Source organism: Cyanobium sp. NS01 (assembly GCF_014280235.1).
Taxonomy (GTDB): Bacteria; Cyanobacteriota; Cyanobacteriia; order PCC-6307; family Cyanobiaceae; genus NIES-981.
In genome coordinates, this window is the sequence record NZ_CP047940.1 from 2,052,595 (window position 1) to 2,072,967 (window position 20,373).

The window sequence follows — 20,373 nt, forward strand, 5'->3', positions numbered from 1 at the left end:
GGTTTTCAAGGCCGGTGGAGGCTTCTTTTTAAGATCCGGCAACCACACAAGAGTTCCATGGTCTGGCCCTGGCGCCGCAAGACACGCCGCACCATGGCGCGGATCGCCATCGAAGGCCCCATCGGCGGGGGCACGCGCACCAGGGTGCTGAAGGCCCTGCGCCAGGTGGAGCAACGGGAGTGCCCGGCCCTGCTGCTGCGGATCGACAGTCCCGGCGGCACGGTGGGCGACAGCCAGGAGATCCATGCCGCCCTGCTGCGGCTGCGTCAGAAGGGCTGCCGGGTGGTGGCCAGTTTCGGCAACATCTCCGCCTCCGGGGGGGTGTACATCGGCGTGGCGGCCGAGAAGATCGTGGCCAACCCCGGCAGCATCACCGGCTCGATCGGCGTGATCCTGCGGGGCAACAACCTCTCGAAGCTGCTGAAGCGGCTCGGCGTGAGCTTCGAAACGGTGAAGAGCGGCCTCTACAAAGACATCCTCTCGCCGGATCGGGCCCTGAGCGAGGCGGAACGGGAGCTGCTGCAGAGCCTGATCGACTCCAGCTATCACCAGTTCGTGGGCGCCGTGGCCGAGGGCCGCGGGCTCGAGACCAAGGCGGTGCGGGCCTTCGCCGATGGGCGCGTGTTCAGTGGGGCCCAGGCGCTGGAGCTGGGGCTGGTGGACGCGCTGGGGGATGAGGAGGCCGCCCGCCGCCTGGTGGCCGACCTGGCCGGGCTGGATGCGGAGAAGACCCGGCCGATCACCTTCGGGGCGCCACCCAGGCGCTTCGCCGGCCTGATCCCCGGCCGCAGCCAGGTGGATCGGCTGCAGCAGCTGCTCAGCCTGGAGCTCGGCTGGTGCGGCCAGCCCCTGTGGCTGTTCCGCCCATGAGCGGCGGGCTGCAGCTGCGGGCCCTGCGCGGGGCCACCACCTGCCAGGCGAACACGGCGGCTGCCATCGACGAGGCCGTGGCGGAACTGATGCAGGCGCTGGTGGAGCGCAATGGCCTGGAAGGCCATCAGGTGCTCTCGGTGACCTTCTCGGTGACCACGGACCTCGACGCCTGCTTCCCGGCCGCGATCGCCAGGCGCCGCGCTGGCTGGGAGCATGTTGCCCTGCTCGACTGTCAGCAGATGGCGGTGGCAGGGGATCTGACCCACTGCATCCGCCTGCTGGCCCACGCCTGGATGGATCCGGATCGCCAGCCCTGCCATCCCTATCTGCGGGGCGCGAGCCGCCTGCGGCCCGACCGCGCCAGCTAGCCCGCCGACCACCTGAGCCCGCAGCGCTCCGTCCGCTCTGCTGGGATTGAGGGATTGATCGGAGCAGGCCCCATGGGTTTCCACCCACCACGCCGCCCCCTGGCCCTTGCCGTGGCAGCGGGTCTCGGTACCGCCGCCCTCAGCGCCCTGAGTCTGCTGAGCCCTGCGGCCCTGCAGCCGCCGGCCCGTGCCCAGGGCACCCCTGGCTTGCTGGAGTTCCGCTGGGAGAACAGCCGCGACTACCGCAAGCTCTATTTCTTCATGACCAACACCCAGCGCCTGCAGCGCTCGGAGTACTACCTGGTGCTGCGCCCGAAGGACCGCAAGACGGCCATCCTCAAGCTCAGCGTCACGATCCCCGATCACTTTGACGCCAAGATCGATCCCAGCCGGGTGGAGCTCTGCAGGATGAGCAAGGGCGGCATGCTGTCGCGCACGCGCTGCCTGGAGACCATCCCCGCCACGATCGAGATCGCCGAGAACGGCGGTGCCATTGAGATCTTCCCCGACACGCCGGTGTCTGACACCGACACCATCGGTGTGTACATGCGGCTGTTCAACCCCTTTGACGTGGGGATGTACCAGTTCAATGCCCTGGCCCAGGCCCCCGGCGAGGTGCCGATCTCGGGCTACCTGGGCAGCTGGCTGATCCAGATCGACCCGCCCAGCAACTGAGTTCAGGCCAGGCGGCGCAAGCTGGCCTGATAGCTTGATCGATCACCAGTCAACACGCGACGGAAGGAGCGAACAGAGAGCCATGACCAAGCGAACCCTGGGGGGCACGAGCCGCAAGCGCAAGCGGGTTTCTGGTTTCCGAGTGCGCATGCGCAGTCACACCGGCCGCCGTGTGATCCGCACCCGTCGTCGTCGCGGCCGCTCCCGCCTGGCCGTCTGAACCCATGGCTCTGCCCCGCCGCCACCGCCTGAAGGGGCAGCGGGTCTTTGACGCCCTCTACCGCCGGGGCCGACAGCTCCACAGCCCCCACCTCAGCCTGCGCTGGCATCCCGTCAAGCCGGCTCTCGAGCCCGCCGCCGAGCGTGGCCATGCCCAGAGTCCCTGGCGCTGTGGGGTGGTGATCAGCTCCAAAGTGCACAAGCGGGCCGTGCGGCGCAACCACCTGCGCCGGCTGCTGCACAACCACCTGACCAACCAGGGGATCGCCCCGTGCCAGGGGCCGATCTGGCTGCTGCTCAGCCTCAAGCCAGGCAGTGTCGATCGCGAAGACGACGCCCTGCTGGAAGAATGTGAACAGCTTCTGCACCGGGCAGGTCTGAGACGATGAGCAAGCAGAGCCCCACCGAGATCCAGGAAACGGTGTTCTACGAAGGGGGCCCGGCCAAGGGCGACCTGATCACCAACCTGCTCTTCGGCCTCACCGTGATCGGCCTGCCCTTTGCGGTGGGCGCCGTGGTGCGCGCCCTGTGGCTGCGCTTCCGCATCACCAGCCGCCGCATCGAGATCAATGGCGGCTGGCTGGGCCGCGACCGCACCCAGGTGGTGTACAGCCAGATCCGGGAGGTGCGCAGCGTGCCCCGGGGCTTCGGCGCCTGGGGCGACATGGTGCTGGTGCTCAACGACGGCGCCAAGCTCGAAATGCGCTCCATGCCCAGGTTTCGTGAGCTGGAGGCCTACATCGAGGAACGCCGTCAGGCCAGGCGTCCGGCCGCCCCCAAGGGCATGGCCGCCTGAACCCCCGCCTGCTCAGGCACACTGAGCCTCGCCCTCCTTCAACCCCCAGGCCCCCACCGCTGTGATCGGCTACATTTCCGACAACCTGCTCCTCCCGATCCTCGATTTCTTCTACGGATTGGTGCCGAGCTACGGGCTGGCGATCATTGCCCTCACGGTGGTGATCCGGCTCGCCCTGTTTCCGCTCAGCGCCGGATCGATCCGCAATGCCCGCCGCATGCGCATCGCCCAGCCGGTGATGCAGAAGCGCCAGGCCGAGATCAAGGCTCGGCACGCCAGCAACCCCCAGAAACAACAGGAGGAGCTGGGCAAGCTGATGAAGGAGTTCGGCAGCCCTCTGGCGGGCTGTCTGCCCCTGCTGGTGCAGATGCCGATCCTGTTCGCCCTGTTCGCCACCCTGCGGGGCTCACCCTTCGCCGATGTGCCCTACACCGTGAACCTCAAGGTGCTGCCCGCCGACCAGGTGGCCACGATCGAGACCAAGCCCTTCAACACGGCCAGCCACTCGATCTTCGTCACCAGCACCAGCCATGTGCCGGTGATCGCCAGCCTCGAGGCCGGCAACAAGCTGGCGGTGGGCAGCAGCGAAACCGTGACGCTGCACACCAAGACCGATGAGAGCTTCGCCTCGGTGCTGGCCGGGGTGGAGAACGGCGACGCCTTCCAGCCCAGCTGGAGCGTGACGAAGGGCGAGGAGGTGGTGCGGGTGGATCAGAACGGCACCATCACCGCCATCGCCCCCGGCGACGCCACGGTGGAGGCCAAGATTCCAGGCCTGGCGGCCCGCAGCGGCTTCCTGTTCATCAAGGCCCTGGGTCAGGTGGGCTTCATGAGCGAAGGCCAGGTGAACTGGGACATCGCCGGCCTGGTGGCCGGCTTCGGCGCCACCCTGTTCATCTCCCAGATCCTCTCGGGGATGGGCATGCCGGCCAATCCGCAGCAGTCCACGGCCAACAAGATCACCCCCGTGATGATCACGGCCATGTTCCTGTTCTTCCCCCTGCCGGCCGGGGTGCTGCTCTACATGGTGGTGGCGAATATCTTTCAGGCTCTGCAGACCTTTCTGCTCAGCCGCGAGGCCCTGCCCGACAACCTGCAGGCCATCCTCGATCAGCAGAGGTCGCAGCAGGCCATCACCGTGGCAGCCGGCGGCGTCGGCATCGGCGAGCGGGGCGGCCGGCTTCCCTTCGAGCCCAAGGGCAAGAAATGATCCCGCGCCGGTGATGCCAGCGGGTCCACCGCAGCGGCATGGAGGACTGCGGCCACCGGTGCTTCCCGCCCCACCACCCCCCGATGGATTCTCCCCACGCCACCCCCCCTGCGCCGCCACGGCTGCGGCCCGTGCCGATCCGTGAGCTCCAGGCCCTCAAGGGCGGCCTCGAATGGCCTCTGGAGCACCACCTCAACGGCCTGGACAGCCTCACGCCGGTGCGGGGCGTGGTGCGGGCGCGGCACCGCGGCGACGCCCTGGAGGTGGAGGGGGAGGCGGCCACGATCGTGACCCTCTGCTGCGACCGCTGCCTGGGCCACTACAACCACTCCCTGGAAGCCAAGGCTCAGGAGCTGATCTGGCTGGGCTCGGCCGACCCCCAGAGCCTGGATGTGGCCCTGACCCGGGCGCTGGATCCCCGCCTCGATCTCGACGCCGACAACCTCAGCGAATCCCTCGATCCCCGCGGCGACTTCGACCCGGCCCACTGGATCTTCGAGCAGCTGAGCCTGCAGCTGCCCCTGGTGAACCGCTGCGGTGCCGACTGCCCAGGCCCGGCCCACTGGGGCAGCGGCCCACCCGTGGGGGAGCCCGCTGGCGAGCTGCCTGGCGAGGCCGCCGGCGGCGACCCCCGCTGGGCAGCCCTGGCCGCTCTGCGCCAGAACGCCGCCAAGGGGCCAAACCATCCCAGACCGCAACCATGAGCGAAACCAGCTGGGCCGACCACCTCGACCTGATGATCCGGGCCCGCACCCCGATCATCTGGATCCGCAGCCTCGAGGAGCAGCGGGTGGAGGCCCTGCTGGAGCAGGCGGCGCGGCGGCTGGGCAACCGCACCCTGCTGCGCTGGGACTTCGTGGATGGCCTGCGCGGCGCCCCGAACCGCGAGGGCGAGGCCAGCCGCAATCCGATGGCGGCCCTGAGCTGCCTCGATTCCCTGCCTGCTGAGCAGGGCGCGATCCTGCTGCTGCGCGACTTCCACCGCTACGGCGAGGATGCCGGCATCTGCCGCCGCCTGCGCAACCTGGCCGGCAGCCTGCGCCAGACCCCCCGCACCCTGATCATCACGGCGCCGGACTGGAAGGTGCCGCCGGACCTCGATGACTGCATCACCCTGCTGGATCTGCCGCTGCCGGATGCCGAGGAGATCGGCCAGCTGCTGAGCTCGATCGCCGCCGCCAGTGGCCGGGCGCTCGATCCGCCGGTGCTGCGCCAGCTCACGGCGGCCTGCCACGGCCTCAGCGAACAGCGCGTGCGCCAGCTGGCGGCCCGCGCCCTGGCCCGCCGCGGCCAGCTGGGTGCCGACGACCTGGCCGAGGTGCTGGAGGAAAAGCGCCAGGCGATCGCCAAGAGCGACCTGCTGGAGTACTGCCCCAGCAGCTCCAGCCCGGCCGACATCGGCGGGCTCGAATCCCTCAAGCACTGGCTGGAGCAACGGCGCCGGGCCTTCAGCGAGGAGGCCCGGGCCTACGGGTTGCCCCTGCCCCGGGGGGTGCTGCTGGTGGGCCCCCAGGGAACGGGCAAGTCGCTCACGGCCAAGGCCATTGCCCACAGCTGGTCGATGCCCCTGCTGCGACTGGATGTGGGGCGCCTGTTCGCCGGCCTGGTGGGGGCCTCGGAGGCCCGCACCCGCGACATGATCCAGAGGGTGGAGGCCATGGCGCCCTGCGTGCTCTGGATCGATGAGGTGGACAAGGGCTTCGGTCTCGGGGCCAGCAGCGACGGCCGCAGTGACGGCGGCACCAGCCAGCGGGTGCTGGGCACGGTGCTCACCTGGATGGCGGAAAAGACCAGCCCGGTGTTCGTGGTGGCCACGGCCAACGCGGCCGAGAGGCTGCCCCCCGAACTGCTGCGCAAGGGTCGCTTCGATGAGATTTTTCTGCTGGCACTGCCGGGAGCGGAGGAACGGCGCGCCATCCTCGACCTGCAATTGCGCCAGCGCCGGCCGGGCCACAGCCTGCCGCTGGAGGTGTTGGTGGATCGCACGGCGGGCTTCTCCGGAGCGGAGCTGGAGCAGACGGTGATCGAGGCCATGCACCTGGCCTTTGCCGAGCGGCGCGAGTTCGGCGAAGCCGACCTGATCGCCGCGGCCAGCCAGGTGGTTCCCCTCAGCCGCACGGCCCGCGAGCAGCTCGAGGCCCTGGAGCAATGGGCCAGCACGGGGCGAGCCCGACCCGCCTCCAGGTTGCGGGGCGTAACGAACTCCGACGCCAGGTAACAAGCCCGTGGTTCCAGCTGGGTCGGCCTGTCCACCCCCCTTACGGTCTGCTGACGACCTTGGCAGCGCCATGACCCCCAGCCCCACGCCTCGTGACCGCGGTGAACTGTTCACCCAGCTGGCCGTGGCCTGCATCGGTGCCGGGGTGGTGACCACCGTCGCGGTGGCCCAGGGACAGAACCCGATCACCGCGCTCGGCATCACCCTGTTTTCGGCCATCGCGGCCGTGGCCCTCGGCCAGGTGCTCTGAGGCTGAACGCCGCTGAGTGGTTGGCCTCTGCGGCTGCCACGCAGGGGCGTTACTTCAGAACACAATCAGCACCACCTTGGGAACTGGAAAGCCAAGCTTGTCAAGCCCCCTCCAGGCTGTCCATAGTGCCTTCATCGCCAATTTGACCTTGGCATGACACTCCACTCAAAACACAAGGCTGGTCTGAGTCTGCCCGCCATCAGCATGGCTTTGCTGATGGCGGGCGCCACCGCCCTGCCCTCCGTGGCTGCTCTGCGGCAGTCCCAGCAGCAACCCTCAGTCCAACGGGCCAACCCTGCCATGGTGGGCGGCGGCGACAGCGGCCCAGTGCTGATCGCCAAGGAGAAAAACAAGGATAAAGACCGGGATAAGAAAAAGAAGAAGAACCGCGATCAGAAATCTGAGAAGCGCCAGAATAACAACCGCAAGACAAGCGACAGGAATCAGAAAAACAACGGCAATCGAAAGACCAGCAACAACCAGAAGAACGATCGCAAGGAGCGAGCCGAACGGAAAGAGCGAGCCGAACGGAAGCAGAAAAACGATCGAGCCAGGGATCGGAACGCCAAAAACAACAACAACGGCAACAACAAAAAAGGCAGAACACCAAGATCCGATCGCAGCCTCACCAAGGCTGAACGCGATCGTATCTATCGCCAGGGTCTGCGCGAAGGCAAAGACCGTGGCTACAACAAAGGCGTCAGGACCGGCTACCGGGAGGGGGTCGACAAGGGCCGCAAGCGCGGCTACCACCGGGGTTATGACCGCGGCTACCGCAAGGCCGAAAACCGCTACAGAGGCTGGGACAGCAACCGCTGGCGCAGCTACAACCGCACCAAGCGGAACCAATGGCGCCGTCCGGTGGTGGTCAACAACTACTACGGACGCGGCGGCTGGGCCCGTCAACGCGGCTGGTACAACTCCCGTCCCTGGGGCGGTGGCTGGTACGGCGGTTGGTCCAGTTCACCACCGTGGGGCTGGTGGCTCGGGCAGTCCGTGGTGTGGGGCGTGACCGCCCTCACCACCGCGGCGATCATCAACGACTCCATTGATCGGGCCATCGAGCGCCGTCAGCCCACCGTGCTGGTGCCCGATACCAATTGGCAGCTCTATTACGGCAGCGTTGAACCTATGGAAGACACGGGAGTCACGTTTGCCGTCTACAACGGTTCAGGCACCTATGAGATGGAGGCCGACTGCGAAGAGGGGCTGCTGAACGGCGAGGTGCCCACCACACCGGCGGAAGCCCAGCTGATCAATACGGCCTGCCAGGTGACCTTCGGCACCCAGGCCTGAATGACCAGCGGCTTTCGCGACCAGCTGCCAGCCCTGGCCAACAAGACCTACTTCAACTACGGCGGCCAGGGCCCCCTGCCGACCGCGAGTCTGGAGGCCATGGTTGCGGCCTGGGGCCAGTTGCAGGAGCTGGGACCATTCACTGGGGATGTGTGGCCCTTTGTGGAGTCAACGGTGGCCGGCCTGCGCAGGCGCCTGGGCCGCTGGCTCGGGGTACCGCCTCAGCGCCTGGCCTTCACCGAGAACGTGACCAGCGGCTGCGTGCTTCCCCTCTGGGGCCTGCCCTGGCAGCAGGGAGACGTGCTGCTGCTGAGCGATTGTGAGCACCCCGGCGTGGTGGCGGCCTGCCAGGAGCTGGCCCGACGCCAGCAACTCACGATTGAGCGCTTCAAGGTTGCTGACCTGCTGCAGGACCCAGCGGCCACCGACGCCGCAGTGCTGCAGCGGCTGGAGAACGCCCTCGGCCCCCGCACCCGCCTGGTGGTGCTCTCCCACCTGCTCTGGAACACCGGGCAGGTGATGCCGATCGCCGCTGTGGCCAGCCGGCTGGACCAGCACCCGCAGCGACCCTGGCTCCTGGTGGATGCTGCCCAGTCACTGGGCAGCATCCCCGTGGCCGAGGCAGCCGAGGCGGCCGACATCTACGCCTGCACAGGTCACAAGTGGTGCTGTGGGCCGGAGGGCCTGGGCGTGGTGGCCCTCTCTGAGCGGCTGCTGGCGGAAGCCCAGCCCACCCTGATCGGCTGGCGCAGCCTCAGCCATGAGGGCAGCGCCACCAGTGGCTTTCACACCGACGGGCGCCGCTTTGAGGTGGCCACGTCCTGCATCCCCCTGTTCGCCGGCCTGGATCGCTCCCTGGAACTGCTGGAGGGTGAAGGCACCGACGCCCCGCGCCTCGATCAGATCCAGGCGCGGGCCGGGTCCCTGTGGCAGCAGCTGCAGGGGCTGGCAGGCGTACGGACGCTGCTGCACCAGCCCCCACCCGCAGGGCTGGTGAGCTTCGTGGTGGAGGGCATGGAGCCGGGGGTTCTGGTGCGCAAGCTGGGGAAGCGGGGCCTCTGGCTTCGCACCCTGGACGCCCCCCACTGCCTGCGCGCCTGCACCCACATCACCACAACAGAAGCTGAGCTGGCCCAGCTGGTGGGAACTCTGGCCGAGTTCACCGCGCCGGGCCTGATCAGTTGATCACTCCGTTGATCCCTCAGTCACTGCGGCCATCCAGCAGCTGACGCTGGACCCAGCCAGCCAGCAGCGCACCGACGATCGGCGCCAGCCAGAACAGCCACAGCTGGCCCACGGCATCACCACCCACCCAGAGGGCCACGCCCGTGCTGCGGGCGGGGTTCACCGAGGTGTTGGTGACGGGGATGCTGATCAGGTGGATCAGCACCAGGCTCAGGCCGATCGGCACGCCGGCGAGGTCCTTGATCGCATCCTTGTGAGTGACGCCCAGGATCACCAGCAGAAAGATGAAGGTGAGCACCACTTCAATGATCAGCGCCGACAGCAGGCCATAGCCCCCGGGGGAGTGGGCCCCGAAGCCGTTGGTGGCCAGGGGATTGCTGCCGCTGAGCTCAAAGCCGGGTCGGCCATTGGCAATGCCCAGCAGCAGGCCGCCGGCGATCACGCCGCCGATCACCTGGGCGGCGATGTAGGGAAGCAGTTGCGAGCCGGGATGGCGGCCGCTGGCCCAGAGGCCGAAGGTCACGGCCGGGTTGATGTGGCAACCGGAGATATGGCCGATGGCGTAGGCCATGGTGAGCAGCGTGAGGCCAAAAGCGAGGGAGACCCCGAGGAAACCGAGACCGAGGGGATTGACCGCAGCATCGTCATAGGGGAAGACGGCGGCCAGCACGGCGCTGCCGCAGCCACCGAACACCAGCCAGAACGTACCGATCAACTCGGCGAGGAATTTCCTCGACATGGGCACGGAAGAAGCCATGGAGCGGTGACATCAGATACCGGACGAGGTAAACGTACTGGCCAAGGGTCGCCCTGGCAGCGTGTTTGCTCCGAGTTCACCATCCTTGTCACTTCAAGCCGGCTAAGCCCAGCCTGGAGCCGAGGGCCTTCTGGGCCTCCTCCCTGTCGTCGAAGTGAATCTTGGTGGTGCCCAGGATCTGGTAATCCTCATGGCCCTTGCCAGCGATCAGCACCAGATCCTCGGGCTGCGCTGCCCTGATCGCCGCGGCGATCGCGCCGGCCCGGTCGCCTTCCACCTCCAGGTCGGTGCCGGCGGGGATGCCGGCCACCACGTCGTCGAGGATGGCCTGGGGATCCTCCGTGCGCGGATTGTCGGAGGTCACCACGACGCGATCGGCCAGGCGCGCGGCGATGGCGCCCATCTGGGGGCGTTTGCTGCGGTCGCGATCACCGCCGCAGCCGAACACGCAGATCAGTTGCCCCCTGGTGAAGGGCCGGCTGGCCTGCAGGGCATTGTCCAGACCATCGGGCGTATGGGCGTAGTCCACCAACACCACCGGCTGGGGCTGGCTGCCGGCGGGGCTCACCCGCTCCATGCGTCCGGGCACCCCGCGGAAACTGGCCAGTCCAGGCAGCAGCAGGTCCAGGGGGATCCCCTGCTGCACCAGGGCTCCCACGGCCTGCAGCAGGTTCATCAGGTTGAAGCGGCCCAGCAGCGGCGACTGGAAGCGGCCCTCTCCCAGGGGCGTCACCAGCCGGCCGCGCACGCCACTGCTCTCCATCTCGAGGGAATCGATGAACAGCTCGGCGCCGGGGTCGAGCAGGGAACTGCGCCAGCAGCGCGGCCCCAGCTGGCGGGCCAGTTGGGCACCCCAGGGGTCGTCGCCGTTCACCACCACGGTGGGGCTGGCACTGGCCTTGAGCAGGGGGGAGGTGAACAGCAGCGCCTTGGCGGCGAAGTAGGCCTCCATTGAGGCGTGGTAGTCGAGGTGGTCCTGGGTGAGATTGGTGAACACCGCCCCGGCGAACTGGCAGCCGGCCACCCGCTGCTGATCGAGGGCGTGGGAGCTCACCTCCATGGCCGCGATCCGGGCGCCGGCCTCGACCGCGCGGGCCAGCTGGGCCTGCAGCAGATCGGCGAAGGCGGTGGTGTGCTGGGCTGTGACGCTGTAGCCGGGCCAGCGGTTCTCCAGGGTGCCGAACAGGGCGGTCGGCAGACCCGCCGCCCCCGCCAGGTGCTCGATCAGGTGGGTGGTGGTGGTCTTGCCGTTGGTGCCGGTGACCCCGATCAGGCCCAGGCGGGCGCTGGGTTGTGCCCAATAGGCGGCGGCCAGGGCTCCGGCCCAGCGGGCCACGGGTTCCTCCACCACCAGCACCGGATCGCCGTCGCCGGGGCGGTCGTCGAGGATCGCCCCGGGACCCACCACTGCCAGGCAGGCCCCCGCTTCGAGGGCAGCGCGCCAGTAGCGGCCGCCATCCACCTGGGTGCCGGGCAGACCGATGAACAGGGTGGCGGGACCCACCCGGCGCGAGTCACAGCTGATCGAGCGCACCGTCGCGTCGGGAAGGCCCTCAGGCACCTGCAGTCCCACTTCGCTCAGCAGGGGGTGAAGCAGGGTGGGCATGGCGGGGCAACGGGTGGGCTGGCGCCGTTCTAGACGCTTCCCCCAGGAAAACCGTTCTTGCCCAACCAAACCAGCAGGGCCGTGTCCACCAGGCGAGGCGGCACCCGGGGCAGCAGCTGCTCGCCCGTGGCCGTGCGCCAGCCCAGCACCGGCACCTCCAGCCCGAAGCGGGCCTGCAGGGAAGGATCGTCGTCCACATTCACCACCACCAGGGGCGGCGGCGGCGTCAGCCGGCGCAGCTTCTCCTCCAACCCCTCACACAGGCAGCAGCCCGGGCGGGAGTAGAGCACCAGGTGATCGGCCATCGGGGACGCAGGGCGAAACAGGAAGGTGAGAGCAGGGTTGAGGGGAGCCCTCGGGCCGGTTCAGTCGGGCACCGGATCACAGCCGCAGGGCGTGAAGGGGTGGCAGCGCAGCAGCCGCCGCAGGGTGAGCCAGCCGCCGCGCCAGGGTCCATGGCGGCTGATCGCCTCCAGGCCATAGGCACTGCAGCTGGGAATGAAGCGGCAACGGGGGCCCAGCAGGGGGGAGAGCAAGCGGCGGTAGAGGCCGATCAGCCCCAGCAGAAGCCAGGCCAGCCAGCGGGAGGGGCCCGCAGGCCCGGGCAACTCAGGGGATGGGGCCAGTCCGAGGGCCACGGGGCCAACCGATAAGATCGATCGTTGGCGCGTCAAGGCGCGGGCAGCGGACTTGATCCAGCATGCCCCAGCTGCGGCCGCCATGGGACCCACCTGGGGTCCCGTTCCGTCCCACCACCTTGTTTTCATGTCTCGTTACCGCGGCCCTCGTCTGAGGATCACGCGGCGCTTGGGAGACCTTCCCGGTCTCACCCGTAAGTCCGCCAAGCGGTCTTATCCCCCCGGTCAGCACGGCCAAGCCCGTCGCAAGCGCTCCGAATACGCCATCCGCTTGGAAGAGAAGCAGAAGCTTCGCTTCAACTACGGCATCTCCGAGCGCCAGCTGGTGCGCTACGTCAAGAAAGCGCGAGCCCAGGGAGGCTCCAGCGGCACCAACCTGCTCAAGCTGCTCGAGAGCCGGCTCGACAACATCTGTTTCCGCCTCGGCTTCGGGCCCACCGTGCCCGGCGCTCGCCAGTTCGTGAACCATGGCCATGTGACCGTGAACGGCCGGGTCGTGGACATTGCCAGCTTCCAGTGCAAGCCCGGCGACGTGGTCGCCGTGCGCGAGCGCAAGCAGAGCCGCAAGCTGGCGGAGGGCAACCTGGAATTCCCGGGCCTGGCCAACATCCCGCCCCACCTGGAACTGGACAAGGGCAAGTTCACCGCCAAGGTGATCAGCCGCTGCGAGCGCGAATGGGTCGCCCTCGAAATCAACGAGCTGCTGGTGGTGGAGTTCTATTCCCGCAAGGTGTAGGACTCCCAGTCAGAGGCACAGCAAGGGGTCTGGGGGCTGTGGTCAGCCTGCTCATCGGGCAGCTCTGACCACAGCCCCCAGAGCCCTTTGCTCGCCCGCTGCGTGAGCACGTGCAGGTGCATCCCCTGATCACCAAGTCCAATAATCCTTTGGCTTGCCGATGTAGGCGAGAAAGGCTTCCGCATCAGGACGGAGCCGTTGAATCACAGAGGCACGCATCGGGCCTGGCCAGTCGGGCTCCGATACATGGGCACGACCCTTTTGTCCCACCTTGTTGAGCTTGGGCAACTCTCCTGCTTCCAGAATGCTGTGCGTCTGAGGCGGAAGCCCCAGAAAAACCAGCAGCTCCCCGAGCACGGCAGCAGGATCAGCGATCAGATCCTCAAACGTCAAGCAATGGATCTGCTGATCCGGGAAATATCTTCGATAGGCGTTGATTCTTTCGTAGTAACTGGAACAACCGATCAACAGGCGAGCGGCTCGACGATCGGAAAGAATTCGCTCAAATGCCACATAGTCAGGGCATCGTCCTTTGACGTGGCGCCACTGAGACACGAGCCGATCAAGCGGATGACGCACGACATAGACGATTTTCATTCCTGGGAAGTATCGATGCATCAGCCCAGGAGCATCCCGAAATTCCCTCAGCGGGCTGGCATACATTGTGCTCGCCTCACCGCGCCAGGCAAAGCCCGATCCGGCCCTGAAGAGGCCCCGATACCATGGCCAGCCCTTACCGTAATGGCGCCCAAAAAACTTCGGCTCTTTGGGCCGGCTGATGAAAATATCAGTATGGCTTGAGAGCACGGCTGCAAGTGTTGTCGTGGCCGACTTGGCGGCACCGATGATGATGAAATTAGGCAAGTATCGCCTGCCCATTCTCACCTGTCTGGCGTGTAACCCAGCAAGACCATCTGCAATTTCGGCGTAAGGCCTTCGTTCAAGTCTTAATCCCACAAGGCTCCGTCAACGCATTGCCACAATGGCATTCCAGCCTGGACTATCAAGAGTGGCATTCTGTTCCTGCAAGGTCTGATCTCCGGGATTAATCCCAGCTTGTCTTGTTTCACCCCGCCCCGCCTCTGGCGGCTTGTGTCATGGTCGAGCCACCAACGCCTGTTCAAGACCAGGCCTCTCATGCCAGGCGCAGGACGCGCCGCGCATTGGTGCAGCACACCCTGATCCGCTGGTCTTCTGTGATGGCAGCCTGCTCGATCCAGTCAGCCGCCAACTGAATGTCTTCATAGGGATAATCGGTGGAAAACATCACCGCGTGGTCGCCCATGGCTTCAAGGGCGCAACGCAGGGGGACATCCGCACAGACTCCAGACGTCGTCACCGTGACATGACGCTTGAGGGTCTCTGATGGGGGGCGGATCAAGGCACGACCGACGGTTGTCACCGCAGCCCGGCTGTCCAAGCGCCAGAGCATGTAGGGAAGGGTTTCCCCCATATGACCCAGGATCAGCCTTGCCCGAGGGTGGCGATCCAGCAGCTGAGCAAACACCAGACGGAGTAAGTGGGTGGCGGTGTCACAGGTCCAGCTCCACACGGCACCTTCGAGCTCTGGATGGCCGCGGAAAGCCGCATCGTGCTCACTCACCAGGCCAGGGTGGAGATAAAGCGGTACATCAAGCTGCTCCAAGGTATGCCAGAAAGGAGCAAAATGGGGCTCGTCCAAGTAGACGCCATTAGTGGCACCGTTCACAAGCACGCCGACAAATCCAAGTTCCTGAATACAACGTTTGAGCTCGTTGCAGGCGGCATCCACATCCTGTAAAGCCACACACGCGAAGCCACGAAACCGCGCCGGGGCCAGCGCCATGCGTGTGTGCAGGAAATCATTCACCCGTTGGGCAAGCTCCACCGCCAGGGCTTTATCCCTGATGGACTGCACACCCGGTGCCGTCTGGGACAGCACGGCTATCGCGATGCCGGCCCTGTCCATGGCGAGGAGGCGCTGTTCGGCCAGCTCCGGCAAAGCCGCCTCAATGCCCGCAAGCACCCCGGGATCAAAGAAGGCCACCTCGTTGATCGTTGGCTCAAGGCCCGGGGCGCTGAAGTGTTCCTCCAGAGCAATCTTGTTGAGGATCCTTGGCATGGGGTGCAGTGCAGCAGAGACCTGAACAGGCCGCCTTCAGCCGCCGATCAGGGCCTCCAGCGCGGCGGTCACATCGTCCTGGCGCATCAGCGCTTCGCCCACCAGCACCGCGTCCGCCCCGGCGCTCTGCACCCGATCGAGGTCATCGCGGCTGAACAGGCCCGATTCGCTCACCAGCAGGGCGCCCTTGGCGCGCAGCGCCGCGCCGTGGCGCGCCATCAGCTGCTCGGTGGTGGCCAGGTCGGTGTGGAAGCTGGCGAGATCCCGGTTGTTGATCCCGATCAGCCGCACCCCCTCCAGGGCCAGCACCCGCTCCAGCTCGGCCTTGTCATGCACCTCCACCAGCGTGGCCAGGCCGAGGCTGCGGGCCGCCTTGAGCAGGTAGGTCAGATCCTGATCCGTGAGGATGGCGGCGATCAGCAAGGCGGCATCGGCGCCGGCGGCGCGGGCCTGGTAGAGCTGGTAGGGGCTGAGGATGAAGTCCTTGCAGAGCAGGGGCAGCTCCACCACCTGGCGCACCTGCACCAGCACCTCAAAGCCTCCCTGGAAGAAGACTTTGTCGGTGAGCACCGACAGACAGCTGGCCCCTCCGGCGGCGTAGCCGCGGGCAAGGGCCTCGGGGTCGAAGTGCTCGCGGATCACGCCCTTGCTGGGGCTGGCCTTCTTGATCTCGGCGATCACGGCCGGCTTGCGGCAGCTGGCCCGCAGGGCGGCCTCGAAGTCGCGGGTGGGGGGCAGATCGGCCACCTGGCGGGCCAGTTTCTGCAGGGGCACCCGCTCGCGGGCCGTGGCCACCTCCCGGTCCTTCTCCCACACGATCTCCTCGAGGATGTGGCGCGGCGCCGCCTCGGCGTGGGGCACGCCGTACTCCAGGAAGGCCACCTTCACCTTGGGGTTCGGGGGGCGGCGACGAATCTGCATGGATCAACGGACGAGAGGAAGGGACAGAACGGGGCCGGCCCTCAGGCCACGGCCATGGCGGCCTGCTTGTAGGCCACCTCCACCACCTCACTGAGGGTGGGATGGGTGTGCACTTCGTTCACGAGCTGGATCACACTCTGGCGGCGTGCCACCGCGTTGGCGATCTCCTGGATCAGGTCGGCGGCGTGCAGCCCGTAGATGTGGGCGCCCAGCACCTCACCGGTGCTCTTGTTGAACAGCAGCTTCATCAGCCCGTCGCTCTCCAGCTCCGCCAGGGCCTTGGAGTTGGCCTTGAAGTAGCTGCGCACGCTGCCCAGCGCGAAGCCCTCGGCGGCCGCCAGCTCCTTGGCCTCAACCTCACTCAGCCCCACCGAACTGATCTCCGGATGGGTGAAGGTGGCCGCGGGAATCGAGCGGTAATCGATACGGCGGACATGGCCCAGGATGTTGTCCACCGCCACGCTGCCCTGGGCGGCGGCGGTGTGGGCCAGCATCATCTTGCCGGTCACATCCCCCACGGCCCAGAGGTGGGGCACGGGCTCGCCGTTCAGCAGCACCTGCATCCGCTCATCCACGGGGATGAAGCCCCGGTTGGTCTCCACCCCTACGGAGGCCAGGTTGAGCTGCTTGCTGCTGGGCACGCGGCCGGTGGCCACCAGCACCGCATCCACCTCCAGGGTTTCCACCAGCTCGCGGCTCTGCATGTCGGCCAGCTCGATCGTCACCGGGCAGCCCGGCGTCACCTTGCGGGCCAGCAGGCCGGCGCGGGCGTCGATGTCACGGCCGTCGATCAGATGGCGGGCGGCGATCTTGGCGATGTCGGGATCGAAGGTGGGCATCACCCGATCCAGGGCCTCGATCATGGTGACCTCACAGCCCAGGGCGGTGTAGACGTCGGCGAACTCCAGGCCGATGTAGCCGCTGCCCACGATCGCCAGCCAGCGCGGCAGCCACTCCAGGCTCACCGCCTCGTCGCTGGTGAACACGGTGCGGCCGTCGGTCTCGATGCCGGGGGGCACGAAGGGCTCCGACCCCGTGGCCAGGATCACGTCGCGGGCGCTGTAGGTGCGCTCCACGCCGCCACCGCTGGCCCGCACGGTCACCTGCTGGCTGCCGGCGAGGCGGCCCTGGCCCCGCAGGATCGTGGCGCCGGCGCGCTCCAGGGTCTTGGTGAGGTTGGTGCGGATCGTGGCCACCAGCTGGTTGGCGTGGTCGGCGATCTTCTGGCGCTCAAAGCGCACCGGCGCGGCGTGGATGCCGAAGCCGGCCAGGTGCTCGGCATCGGCCAGTTCCCGCACCCGGCCGCTGGCTGCGAGCAGGGCCTTGCTGGGCACGCAGCCGCGGTTCACGCAGGTGCCGCCCATCTCCGCCGCTTCCACGATCGCCACCGAGAGGCCATGCTCGGCGGCGTGCTTGGCCGCATCGAAGCCGCCGTAGCCGGCGCCGATCACGATCAGGTCGAAGTCGAAGCTGCGGTCGTCAGGGGCGTCGCTCACCAGGGGCCGTGCACAGATGGCGGCATTCTCCCTCGCCAGTGGTCGCCTGTCTGCCGCTCGGGCCTCAGGCCGTGAGCCGCTGGCGCTGGCGTTCCAGCAGCAACGGCGCCGCCGCCACCGCCACGTTCAGCGACTCCACCGCCGGGCTGTGGGGAATCGTGACGCAGTGGCTGGCGCAGGCCAGCAGCTCCGGCGCCAGGCCTGAGCCCTCCTGGCCCAGCAGCAGCACGGTGGGGCGTTGCCAGTCGAGCTGCCAGTAGGGCAGGGCGGCGGGGCCGGGGGGCACGGCGGCCACCACCTGGGGGGGCTGGCACCCATGGTGAGCAGCGACGGCGCCCAGCTCATGCAGGCGCGCCAGCAGCTGGGCGCGACTGCAGCGCTGCAGCGGCAGGGCCAGGGCGGCGCCGGCCGAGGCCCGCAGCACCTTGGGCTGGAACGGGTCGGCCCCCTCCACCAGCCACAGCGCCTCCACGCCGCTGGCCAGGGCGGTGCGCATCAAGGTGCCGAGGTTGCCTGGATCCTGAAGCCGATCCAGGGCCAGCACCAGCGACGGGACGGGCGGCCCCCAGCCGAGCCCTGGCATGGACAGGCTGAGCACCACGCCGTCGGGGTGCTCCGTGGTGGCCACCGCCGCCAGCACCTCCGGCGTCACCGGCACGGGCTGCAGGGGCAGCGGCAGGCTGTCGAGCCAGCTCCGGTGCGTCTCGAGCCAGGCCTGCGTGGCCAGCAGGTCGACGGGCTGCAGACCGAGGCGCACCGCCTCCTGCAACAGGTGGGTGCCCTCCAGCAGCAGCAACTGCAGATCCCGGCGGCCCTTGCCCGCGTGCAGCTGGCGCAGGCGACGCACGAGGGGATTGCGGCGGCTGCTGATCAGCTCCGGGAGCAAGCGGCCGGCCTCAGAAGCGCTCGTGGCGGCGCACCCGCATGGCGTCCTGCATCACGATCTCGGCCTCCTCCAGCTCCATCCCCTTAACAGCGGCCACTTCACCCTTGATGCCCTCGGCCCTCAAGTTTTCAATGAGCTTGCCCACCACGATGTCCTCAACGGTGGTCTGATCCATGGCGTCAGGCGTGAGACTCTCCAGAAACTTGCCCACCTTCGAAGCAACCACTTCGGAGGAATTGGTGATTTTTAGAAGAATCATGGAATCTCAAATGCGGATGGGGAGACTTGAACTCCCACGACATTGCTGCCACTAGTACCTGAAACTAGCGCGTCTACCAATTCCGCCACATCCGCGTGGCCGTCGCTCTGCGACTTCGGAACCATACGGCATCGGCCCGACGCGCCGCTCCCGGGGCCCTTCCCCGCAGGACACCCCATCTCCCCGTGTGCGCACGGGCACATCCACCTGGCCACACCCAAGCGCCCCGTTGCGCCTGCCGCTGCAGCCCCCCTGGGCCAGCAAACCGGATGGCGCCAGGGATCGCCCTGAATCAGCCGATAGCGGGTCTTCCCCCCTGACTGCCAGGGGCATGGTGCAGTTCCCGCAGCGGCCACCTAGACGATCTGGCCTTTTGTTGTCAACATGCCCAGACAAAAAGGCCGGGGATGTCCGGGAATTCATGACAGCCCTATCCCTGCCATCCCTCGCGACCGACCTGAGCAAGGCCCAACCGGAGCTCCAGATCACCGGTGGCCGGCGTCTTGAGGGTGAGCTGCGCGTCGATGGCGCCAAGAACTCGGCCCTGGTGCTGATGGCCGCCTGCCTGCTCACTCGCGATCAGATCAGGCTGCGCAACGTGCCTCCCCTCACCGACATCGTGGGCATGGGCGAGATGCTGCAGAGCCTGGGCGGCCAGGTCAGCCGCGAGGCGAACAGCCTCGTGCTGGACGGCTCCGGCATCCACAGCACCACGGCTCCCTATGAGCTGGTGAACAGCCTGCGGGCGAGCTTCTTCTGCATCGGTCCCCTGCTGGCCCGGATGGGCATGGCCAAGGTGCCTCTTCCCGGCGGCTGCAAGATCGGCACCCGGCCAGTGGAGGAGCACGTCAAGGGGCTCAAGGCGCTTGGGGCCCAGGTCACCATCGAGCATGGCGTGGTCACGGCGGTGGTACCCGGCCGCGGCAAGCGCCTCAGCGGTGGCCGCATCTATTTCGACTGTCCCAGCGTGGGCGCCACCGAAACCCTGATGATGGCCGCCGTGCTCGCCCAGGGCGAAACGGTGATGGCCAACGCCGCCCAGGAGCCTGAGGTGGCCGACCTGGCCGGCCTGCTGATCGCCATGGGCGCCCGCATCCGCGGCGCCGGCACCCAGACGATCACCATCACGGGGGTGGAGCGCCTGCATGGCGCCGACTACGCCGTGATCCCTGACCGCATCGAGGCCGGCACCCTGCTTCTGGCTGCGGCGATCACCCGTTCGCGGCTGCGCGTCACCCCCGTGATCACCGACCATCTGGGGGCTGTGCTCACCAAGCTGGAGGCGGCGGGCTGTCGCCTCGACCACGACGGCGTCGGCATGACCATTGAGGCCAGCGACATCCAGGCCGTGGACCTGCGCACCCAGCCCTTCCCCGCCTTCCCCACCGATCTTCAGGCCCCCTTCATGAGCCTGCTGGCCACGGCCCGTGGCACCAGTGTGGTCACCGAGAACATCTTCGAGAATCGGATGCAGCACGTGGCTGAGCTGCAGCGCATGGGGGCCGCCATCCGCCTGCAGAGCAACATCGCCTTTGTCGAGGGGGTGGCCCAGCTCAGCGGCGCCCCGGTGCAGGGCACCGACCTCAGGGCTTCCGCCGCCATGGTGCTGGCCGGCCTGGCGGCTGAGGGGGTCACCAGCGTGCGTGGCCTGGAGTACCTCGATCGCGGCTACGCCGGCCTGGAGCACAAGCTGGCCTCCGTGGGCGCCTGCATCCAGCGGATCGGCGCTCGGCCGGCGCCGGCCGAGCGCCATCTCCAGACCCAGGGGAGCAGCGCCGCCTAAGCTCCACTCCAGGGGAGCGTGCCGGAATTGGTAGACGGACTCGACTCAAAATCGAGCGCCTTCGGGCATGTGGGTTCAAGTCCCACCGCTCCTATCGCCA

General features: G+C 67.6%; 24 protein-coding genes and 2 tRNA genes. 15 read left to right on the plus strand and 11 right to left on the minus strand.

All coding sequences use genetic code 11. From position 1 onward, the window contains the following. Positions 1-57 precede the first annotated feature (57 nt). From sppA to CyaNS01_RS10700, 12 genes are all read left to right on the plus strand, one after another. Positions 58-870: a signal peptide peptidase SppA gene (gene sppA, locus CyaNS01_RS10645; protein WP_186697060.1), complete on the plus strand. Its 813-nt coding sequence runs from the start codon at positions 58-60 to the stop codon at positions 868-870. After that, complete coding sequence (gene aroH / locus CyaNS01_RS10650) at positions 867-1,241, plus strand: chorismate mutase (protein WP_186700667.1); 375 nt, start codon at positions 867-869, stop codon at positions 1,239-1,241. Before sppA ends, aroH begins: the two co-directional genes overlap by 4 nt. 72 nt (positions 1,242-1,313) lie before the next feature. Next, positions 1,314-1,916: a DUF2808 domain-containing protein gene (locus CyaNS01_RS10655; protein ID WP_186697061.1), complete on the plus strand. Its 603-nt coding sequence runs from the start codon at positions 1,314-1,316 to the stop codon at positions 1,914-1,916. 82 nt (positions 1,917-1,998) lie between these two features. Beyond that, entirely contained in the window at positions 1,999-2,136 is a 138-nt protein-coding gene (gene rpmH / locus CyaNS01_RS10660; protein WP_186697062.1) for a 50S ribosomal protein L34, read from the plus strand. Between the two features lie 4 nt (positions 2,137-2,140). Beyond that, the gene (gene rnpA, locus CyaNS01_RS10665; protein WP_186697063.1) at positions 2,141-2,524 is read left to right on the plus strand and encodes a ribonuclease P protein component; all 384 of its coding nucleotides are present in this window, start codon (positions 2,141-2,143) and stop codon (positions 2,522-2,524) included. Further along, entirely contained in the window at positions 2,521-2,931 is a 411-nt protein-coding gene (locus tag CyaNS01_RS10670; RefSeq protein WP_186697064.1) for a PH domain-containing protein, read from the plus strand. Before rnpA ends, CyaNS01_RS10670 begins: the two co-directional genes overlap by 4 nt. A gap of 61 nt (positions 2,932-2,992) precedes the next feature. Continuing rightward, positions 2,993-4,141: a membrane protein insertase YidC gene (gene yidC, locus CyaNS01_RS10675; RefSeq protein WP_186697065.1), complete on the plus strand. Its 1,149-nt coding sequence runs from the start codon at positions 2,993-2,995 to the stop codon at positions 4,139-4,141. Between the two features lie 83 nt (positions 4,142-4,224). After that, entirely contained in the window at positions 4,225-4,845 is a 621-nt protein-coding gene (locus tag CyaNS01_RS10680; RefSeq protein ID WP_186697066.1) for a DUF177 domain-containing protein, read from the plus strand. Continuing rightward, positions 4,842-6,359 carry an AAA family ATPase gene (locus CyaNS01_RS10685; protein WP_186697067.1) on the plus strand — a complete coding sequence of 506 codons (1,518 nt, stop codon included), beginning with the start codon at positions 4,842-4,844 and terminating at the stop codon, positions 6,357-6,359. Before CyaNS01_RS10680 ends, CyaNS01_RS10685 begins: the two co-directional genes overlap by 4 nt. 70 nt (positions 6,360-6,429) lie before the next feature. Then, the gene (locus CyaNS01_RS10690) at positions 6,430-6,609 is read left to right on the plus strand and encodes a hypothetical protein (protein WP_186697068.1); all 180 of its coding nucleotides are present in this window, start codon (positions 6,430-6,432) and stop codon (positions 6,607-6,609) included. 153 nt (positions 6,610-6,762) lie between these two features. Beyond that, complete coding sequence (locus tag CyaNS01_RS10695; protein WP_186697069.1) at positions 6,763-7,905, plus strand: hypothetical protein; 1,143 nt, start codon at positions 6,763-6,765, stop codon at positions 7,903-7,905. After that, positions 7,906-9,090, plus strand: coding sequence for an aminotransferase class V-fold PLP-dependent enzyme (locus CyaNS01_RS10700; protein ID WP_186697070.1), 1,185 nt, complete (start codon positions 7,906-7,908; stop codon positions 9,088-9,090). It abuts the gene before it with no gap. Positions 9,091-9,106: 16 nt separating this feature from the next. On the opposite strand, the gene aqpZ is transcribed toward CyaNS01_RS10700, so the two are convergent. From aqpZ to yidD, 4 genes are all read right to left on the minus strand, one after another. Beyond that, positions 9,107-9,847, minus strand: a complete 741-nt coding sequence (gene aqpZ / locus CyaNS01_RS10705; protein ID WP_225875640.1) for an aquaporin Z — start codon at positions 9,845-9,847, stop codon at positions 9,107-9,109. A gap of 88 nt (positions 9,848-9,935) precedes the next feature. Further along, a complete protein-coding gene (locus tag CyaNS01_RS10710; RefSeq protein WP_186697071.1) occupies positions 9,936-11,453 on the minus strand; it encodes a UDP-N-acetylmuramoyl-L-alanyl-D-glutamate--2,6-diaminopimelate ligase in 1,518 nt (505 codons plus the stop codon). A gap of 29 nt (positions 11,454-11,482) precedes the next feature. Continuing rightward, a complete protein-coding gene (locus CyaNS01_RS10715) occupies positions 11,483-11,758 on the minus strand; it encodes a glutaredoxin family protein (protein WP_186697072.1) in 276 nt (91 codons plus the stop codon). Between the two features lie 60 nt (positions 11,759-11,818). Beyond that, complete coding sequence (yidD, locus tag CyaNS01_RS10720; protein ID WP_225875944.1) at positions 11,819-12,079, minus strand: membrane protein insertion efficiency factor YidD; 261 nt, start codon at positions 12,077-12,079, stop codon at positions 11,819-11,821. Between the two features lie 139 nt (positions 12,080-12,218). Here yidD and rpsD point away from each other — a divergent pair, with 139 nt between their 5' ends. After that, positions 12,219-12,827 (plus strand): 30S ribosomal protein S4, encoded by a 609-nt coding sequence (gene rpsD, locus CyaNS01_RS10725; RefSeq protein ID WP_186697074.1) that lies wholly within the window; start codon positions 12,219-12,221, stop codon positions 12,825-12,827. 129 nt (positions 12,828-12,956) lie between these two features. On the opposite strand, the gene CyaNS01_RS10730 is transcribed toward rpsD, so the two are convergent. The 7 genes from CyaNS01_RS10730 to CyaNS01_RS10760 form a co-directional block, all read right to left on the minus strand. Beyond that, positions 12,957-13,691 (minus strand): sulfotransferase, encoded by a 735-nt coding sequence (locus CyaNS01_RS10730; protein ID WP_225875641.1) that lies wholly within the window; start codon positions 13,689-13,691, stop codon positions 12,957-12,959. A gap of 271 nt (positions 13,692-13,962) precedes the next feature. Beyond that, positions 13,963-14,928 (minus strand): amidohydrolase family protein, encoded by a 966-nt coding sequence (locus CyaNS01_RS10735; protein WP_186697076.1) that lies wholly within the window; start codon positions 14,926-14,928, stop codon positions 13,963-13,965. Between the two features lie 36 nt (positions 14,929-14,964). After that, positions 14,965-15,849 carry an indole-3-glycerol phosphate synthase TrpC gene (gene trpC / locus CyaNS01_RS10740; protein ID WP_186697077.1) on the minus strand — a complete coding sequence of 295 codons (885 nt, stop codon included), beginning with the start codon at positions 15,847-15,849 and terminating at the stop codon, positions 14,965-14,967. Between the two features lie 41 nt (positions 15,850-15,890). Continuing rightward, a complete protein-coding gene (locus CyaNS01_RS10745; RefSeq protein ID WP_186697078.1) occupies positions 15,891-17,345 on the minus strand; it encodes a dihydrolipoyl dehydrogenase in 1,455 nt (484 codons plus the stop codon). 64 nt (positions 17,346-17,409) lie between these two features. After that, positions 17,410-18,231: an RNA methyltransferase gene (locus CyaNS01_RS10750; protein ID WP_225875642.1), complete on the minus strand. Its 822-nt coding sequence runs from the start codon at positions 18,229-18,231 to the stop codon at positions 17,410-17,412. 10 nt (positions 18,232-18,241) lie between these two features. Next, complete coding sequence (locus CyaNS01_RS10755) at positions 18,242-18,490, minus strand: hypothetical protein (RefSeq protein WP_186697079.1); 249 nt, start codon at positions 18,488-18,490, stop codon at positions 18,242-18,244. Between the two features lie 11 nt (positions 18,491-18,501). Then, positions 18,502-18,585 (minus strand) — tRNA-Leu (locus tag CyaNS01_RS10760). 326 nt (positions 18,586-18,911) lie between these two features. On the opposite strand from CyaNS01_RS10760, the gene murA reads away from it, so the two are divergent. Both murA and CyaNS01_RS10770 read left to right on the plus strand, forming a co-directional pair. Further along, complete coding sequence (murA, locus tag CyaNS01_RS10765) at positions 18,912-20,273, plus strand: UDP-N-acetylglucosamine 1-carboxyvinyltransferase (RefSeq protein ID WP_186697080.1); 1,362 nt, start codon at positions 18,912-18,914, stop codon at positions 20,271-20,273. Between the two features lie 12 nt (positions 20,274-20,285). Continuing rightward, a tRNA-Leu gene (locus tag CyaNS01_RS10770) sits at positions 20,286-20,367 on the plus strand. Positions 20,368-20,373: the final 6 nt, after the last annotated feature.

Excerpts from the sequence above, each read along its gene's own strand:
- sppA (WP_186697060.1), top strand. The coding sequence starts at position 58 with ATGGTCTGGCCCTGGCGCCGCAAGACACGCCGCACCATGGCGCGGATC.
- aroH (WP_186700667.1), top strand. The coding sequence starts at position 867 with ATGAGCGGCGGGCTGCAGCTGCGGGCCCTGCGCGGGGCCACCACCTGC.
- CyaNS01_RS10655 (WP_186697061.1), top strand. The coding sequence starts at position 1,314 with ATGGGTTTCCACCCACCACGCCGCCCCCTGGCCCTTGCCGTGGCAGCG.
- rpmH (WP_186697062.1), top strand. The coding sequence starts at position 1,999 with ATGACCAAGCGAACCCTGGGGGGCACGAGCCGCAAGCGCAAGCGGGTT.
- rnpA (WP_186697063.1), top strand. The coding sequence starts at position 2,141 with ATGGCTCTGCCCCGCCGCCACCGCCTGAAGGGGCAGCGGGTCTTTGAC.
- CyaNS01_RS10670 (WP_186697064.1), top strand. The coding sequence starts at position 2,521 with ATGAGCAAGCAGAGCCCCACCGAGATCCAGGAAACGGTGTTCTACGAA.
- CyaNS01_RS10680 (WP_186697066.1), top strand. The coding sequence starts at position 4,225 with ATGGATTCTCCCCACGCCACCCCCCCTGCGCCGCCACGGCTGCGGCCC.
- CyaNS01_RS10685 (WP_186697067.1), top strand. The coding sequence starts at position 4,842 with ATGAGCGAAACCAGCTGGGCCGACCACCTCGACCTGATGATCCGGGCC.
- CyaNS01_RS10690 (WP_186697068.1), top strand. The coding sequence starts at position 6,430 with ATGACCCCCAGCCCCACGCCTCGTGACCGCGGTGAACTGTTCACCCAG.
- CyaNS01_RS10695 (WP_186697069.1), top strand. The coding sequence starts at position 6,763 with ATGACACTCCACTCAAAACACAAGGCTGGTCTGAGTCTGCCCGCCATC.
- CyaNS01_RS10700 (WP_186697070.1), top strand. The coding sequence starts at position 7,906 with ATGACCAGCGGCTTTCGCGACCAGCTGCCAGCCCTGGCCAACAAGACC.
- aqpZ (WP_225875640.1), bottom strand. The coding sequence starts at position 9,847 with ATGGCTTCTTCCGTGCCCATGTCGAGGAAATTCCTCGCCGAGTTGATC.
- CyaNS01_RS10710 (WP_186697071.1), bottom strand. The coding sequence starts at position 11,453 with ATGCCCACCCTGCTTCACCCCCTGCTGAGCGAAGTGGGACTGCAGGTG.
- CyaNS01_RS10715 (WP_186697072.1), bottom strand. The coding sequence starts at position 11,758 with ATGGCCGATCACCTGGTGCTCTACTCCCGCCCGGGCTGCTGCCTGTGT.
- rpsD (WP_186697074.1), top strand. The coding sequence starts at position 12,219 with ATGTCTCGTTACCGCGGCCCTCGTCTGAGGATCACGCGGCGCTTGGGA.
- CyaNS01_RS10735 (WP_186697076.1), bottom strand. The coding sequence starts at position 14,928 with ATGCCAAGGATCCTCAACAAGATTGCTCTGGAGGAACACTTCAGCGCC.
- trpC (WP_186697077.1), bottom strand. The coding sequence starts at position 15,849 with ATGCAGATTCGTCGCCGCCCCCCGAACCCCAAGGTGAAGGTGGCCTTC.
- CyaNS01_RS10755 (WP_186697079.1), bottom strand. The coding sequence starts at position 18,490 with ATGATTCTTCTAAAAATCACCAATTCCTCCGAAGTGGTTGCTTCGAAG.
- murA (WP_186697080.1), top strand. The coding sequence starts at position 18,912 with ATGACAGCCCTATCCCTGCCATCCCTCGCGACCGACCTGAGCAAGGCC.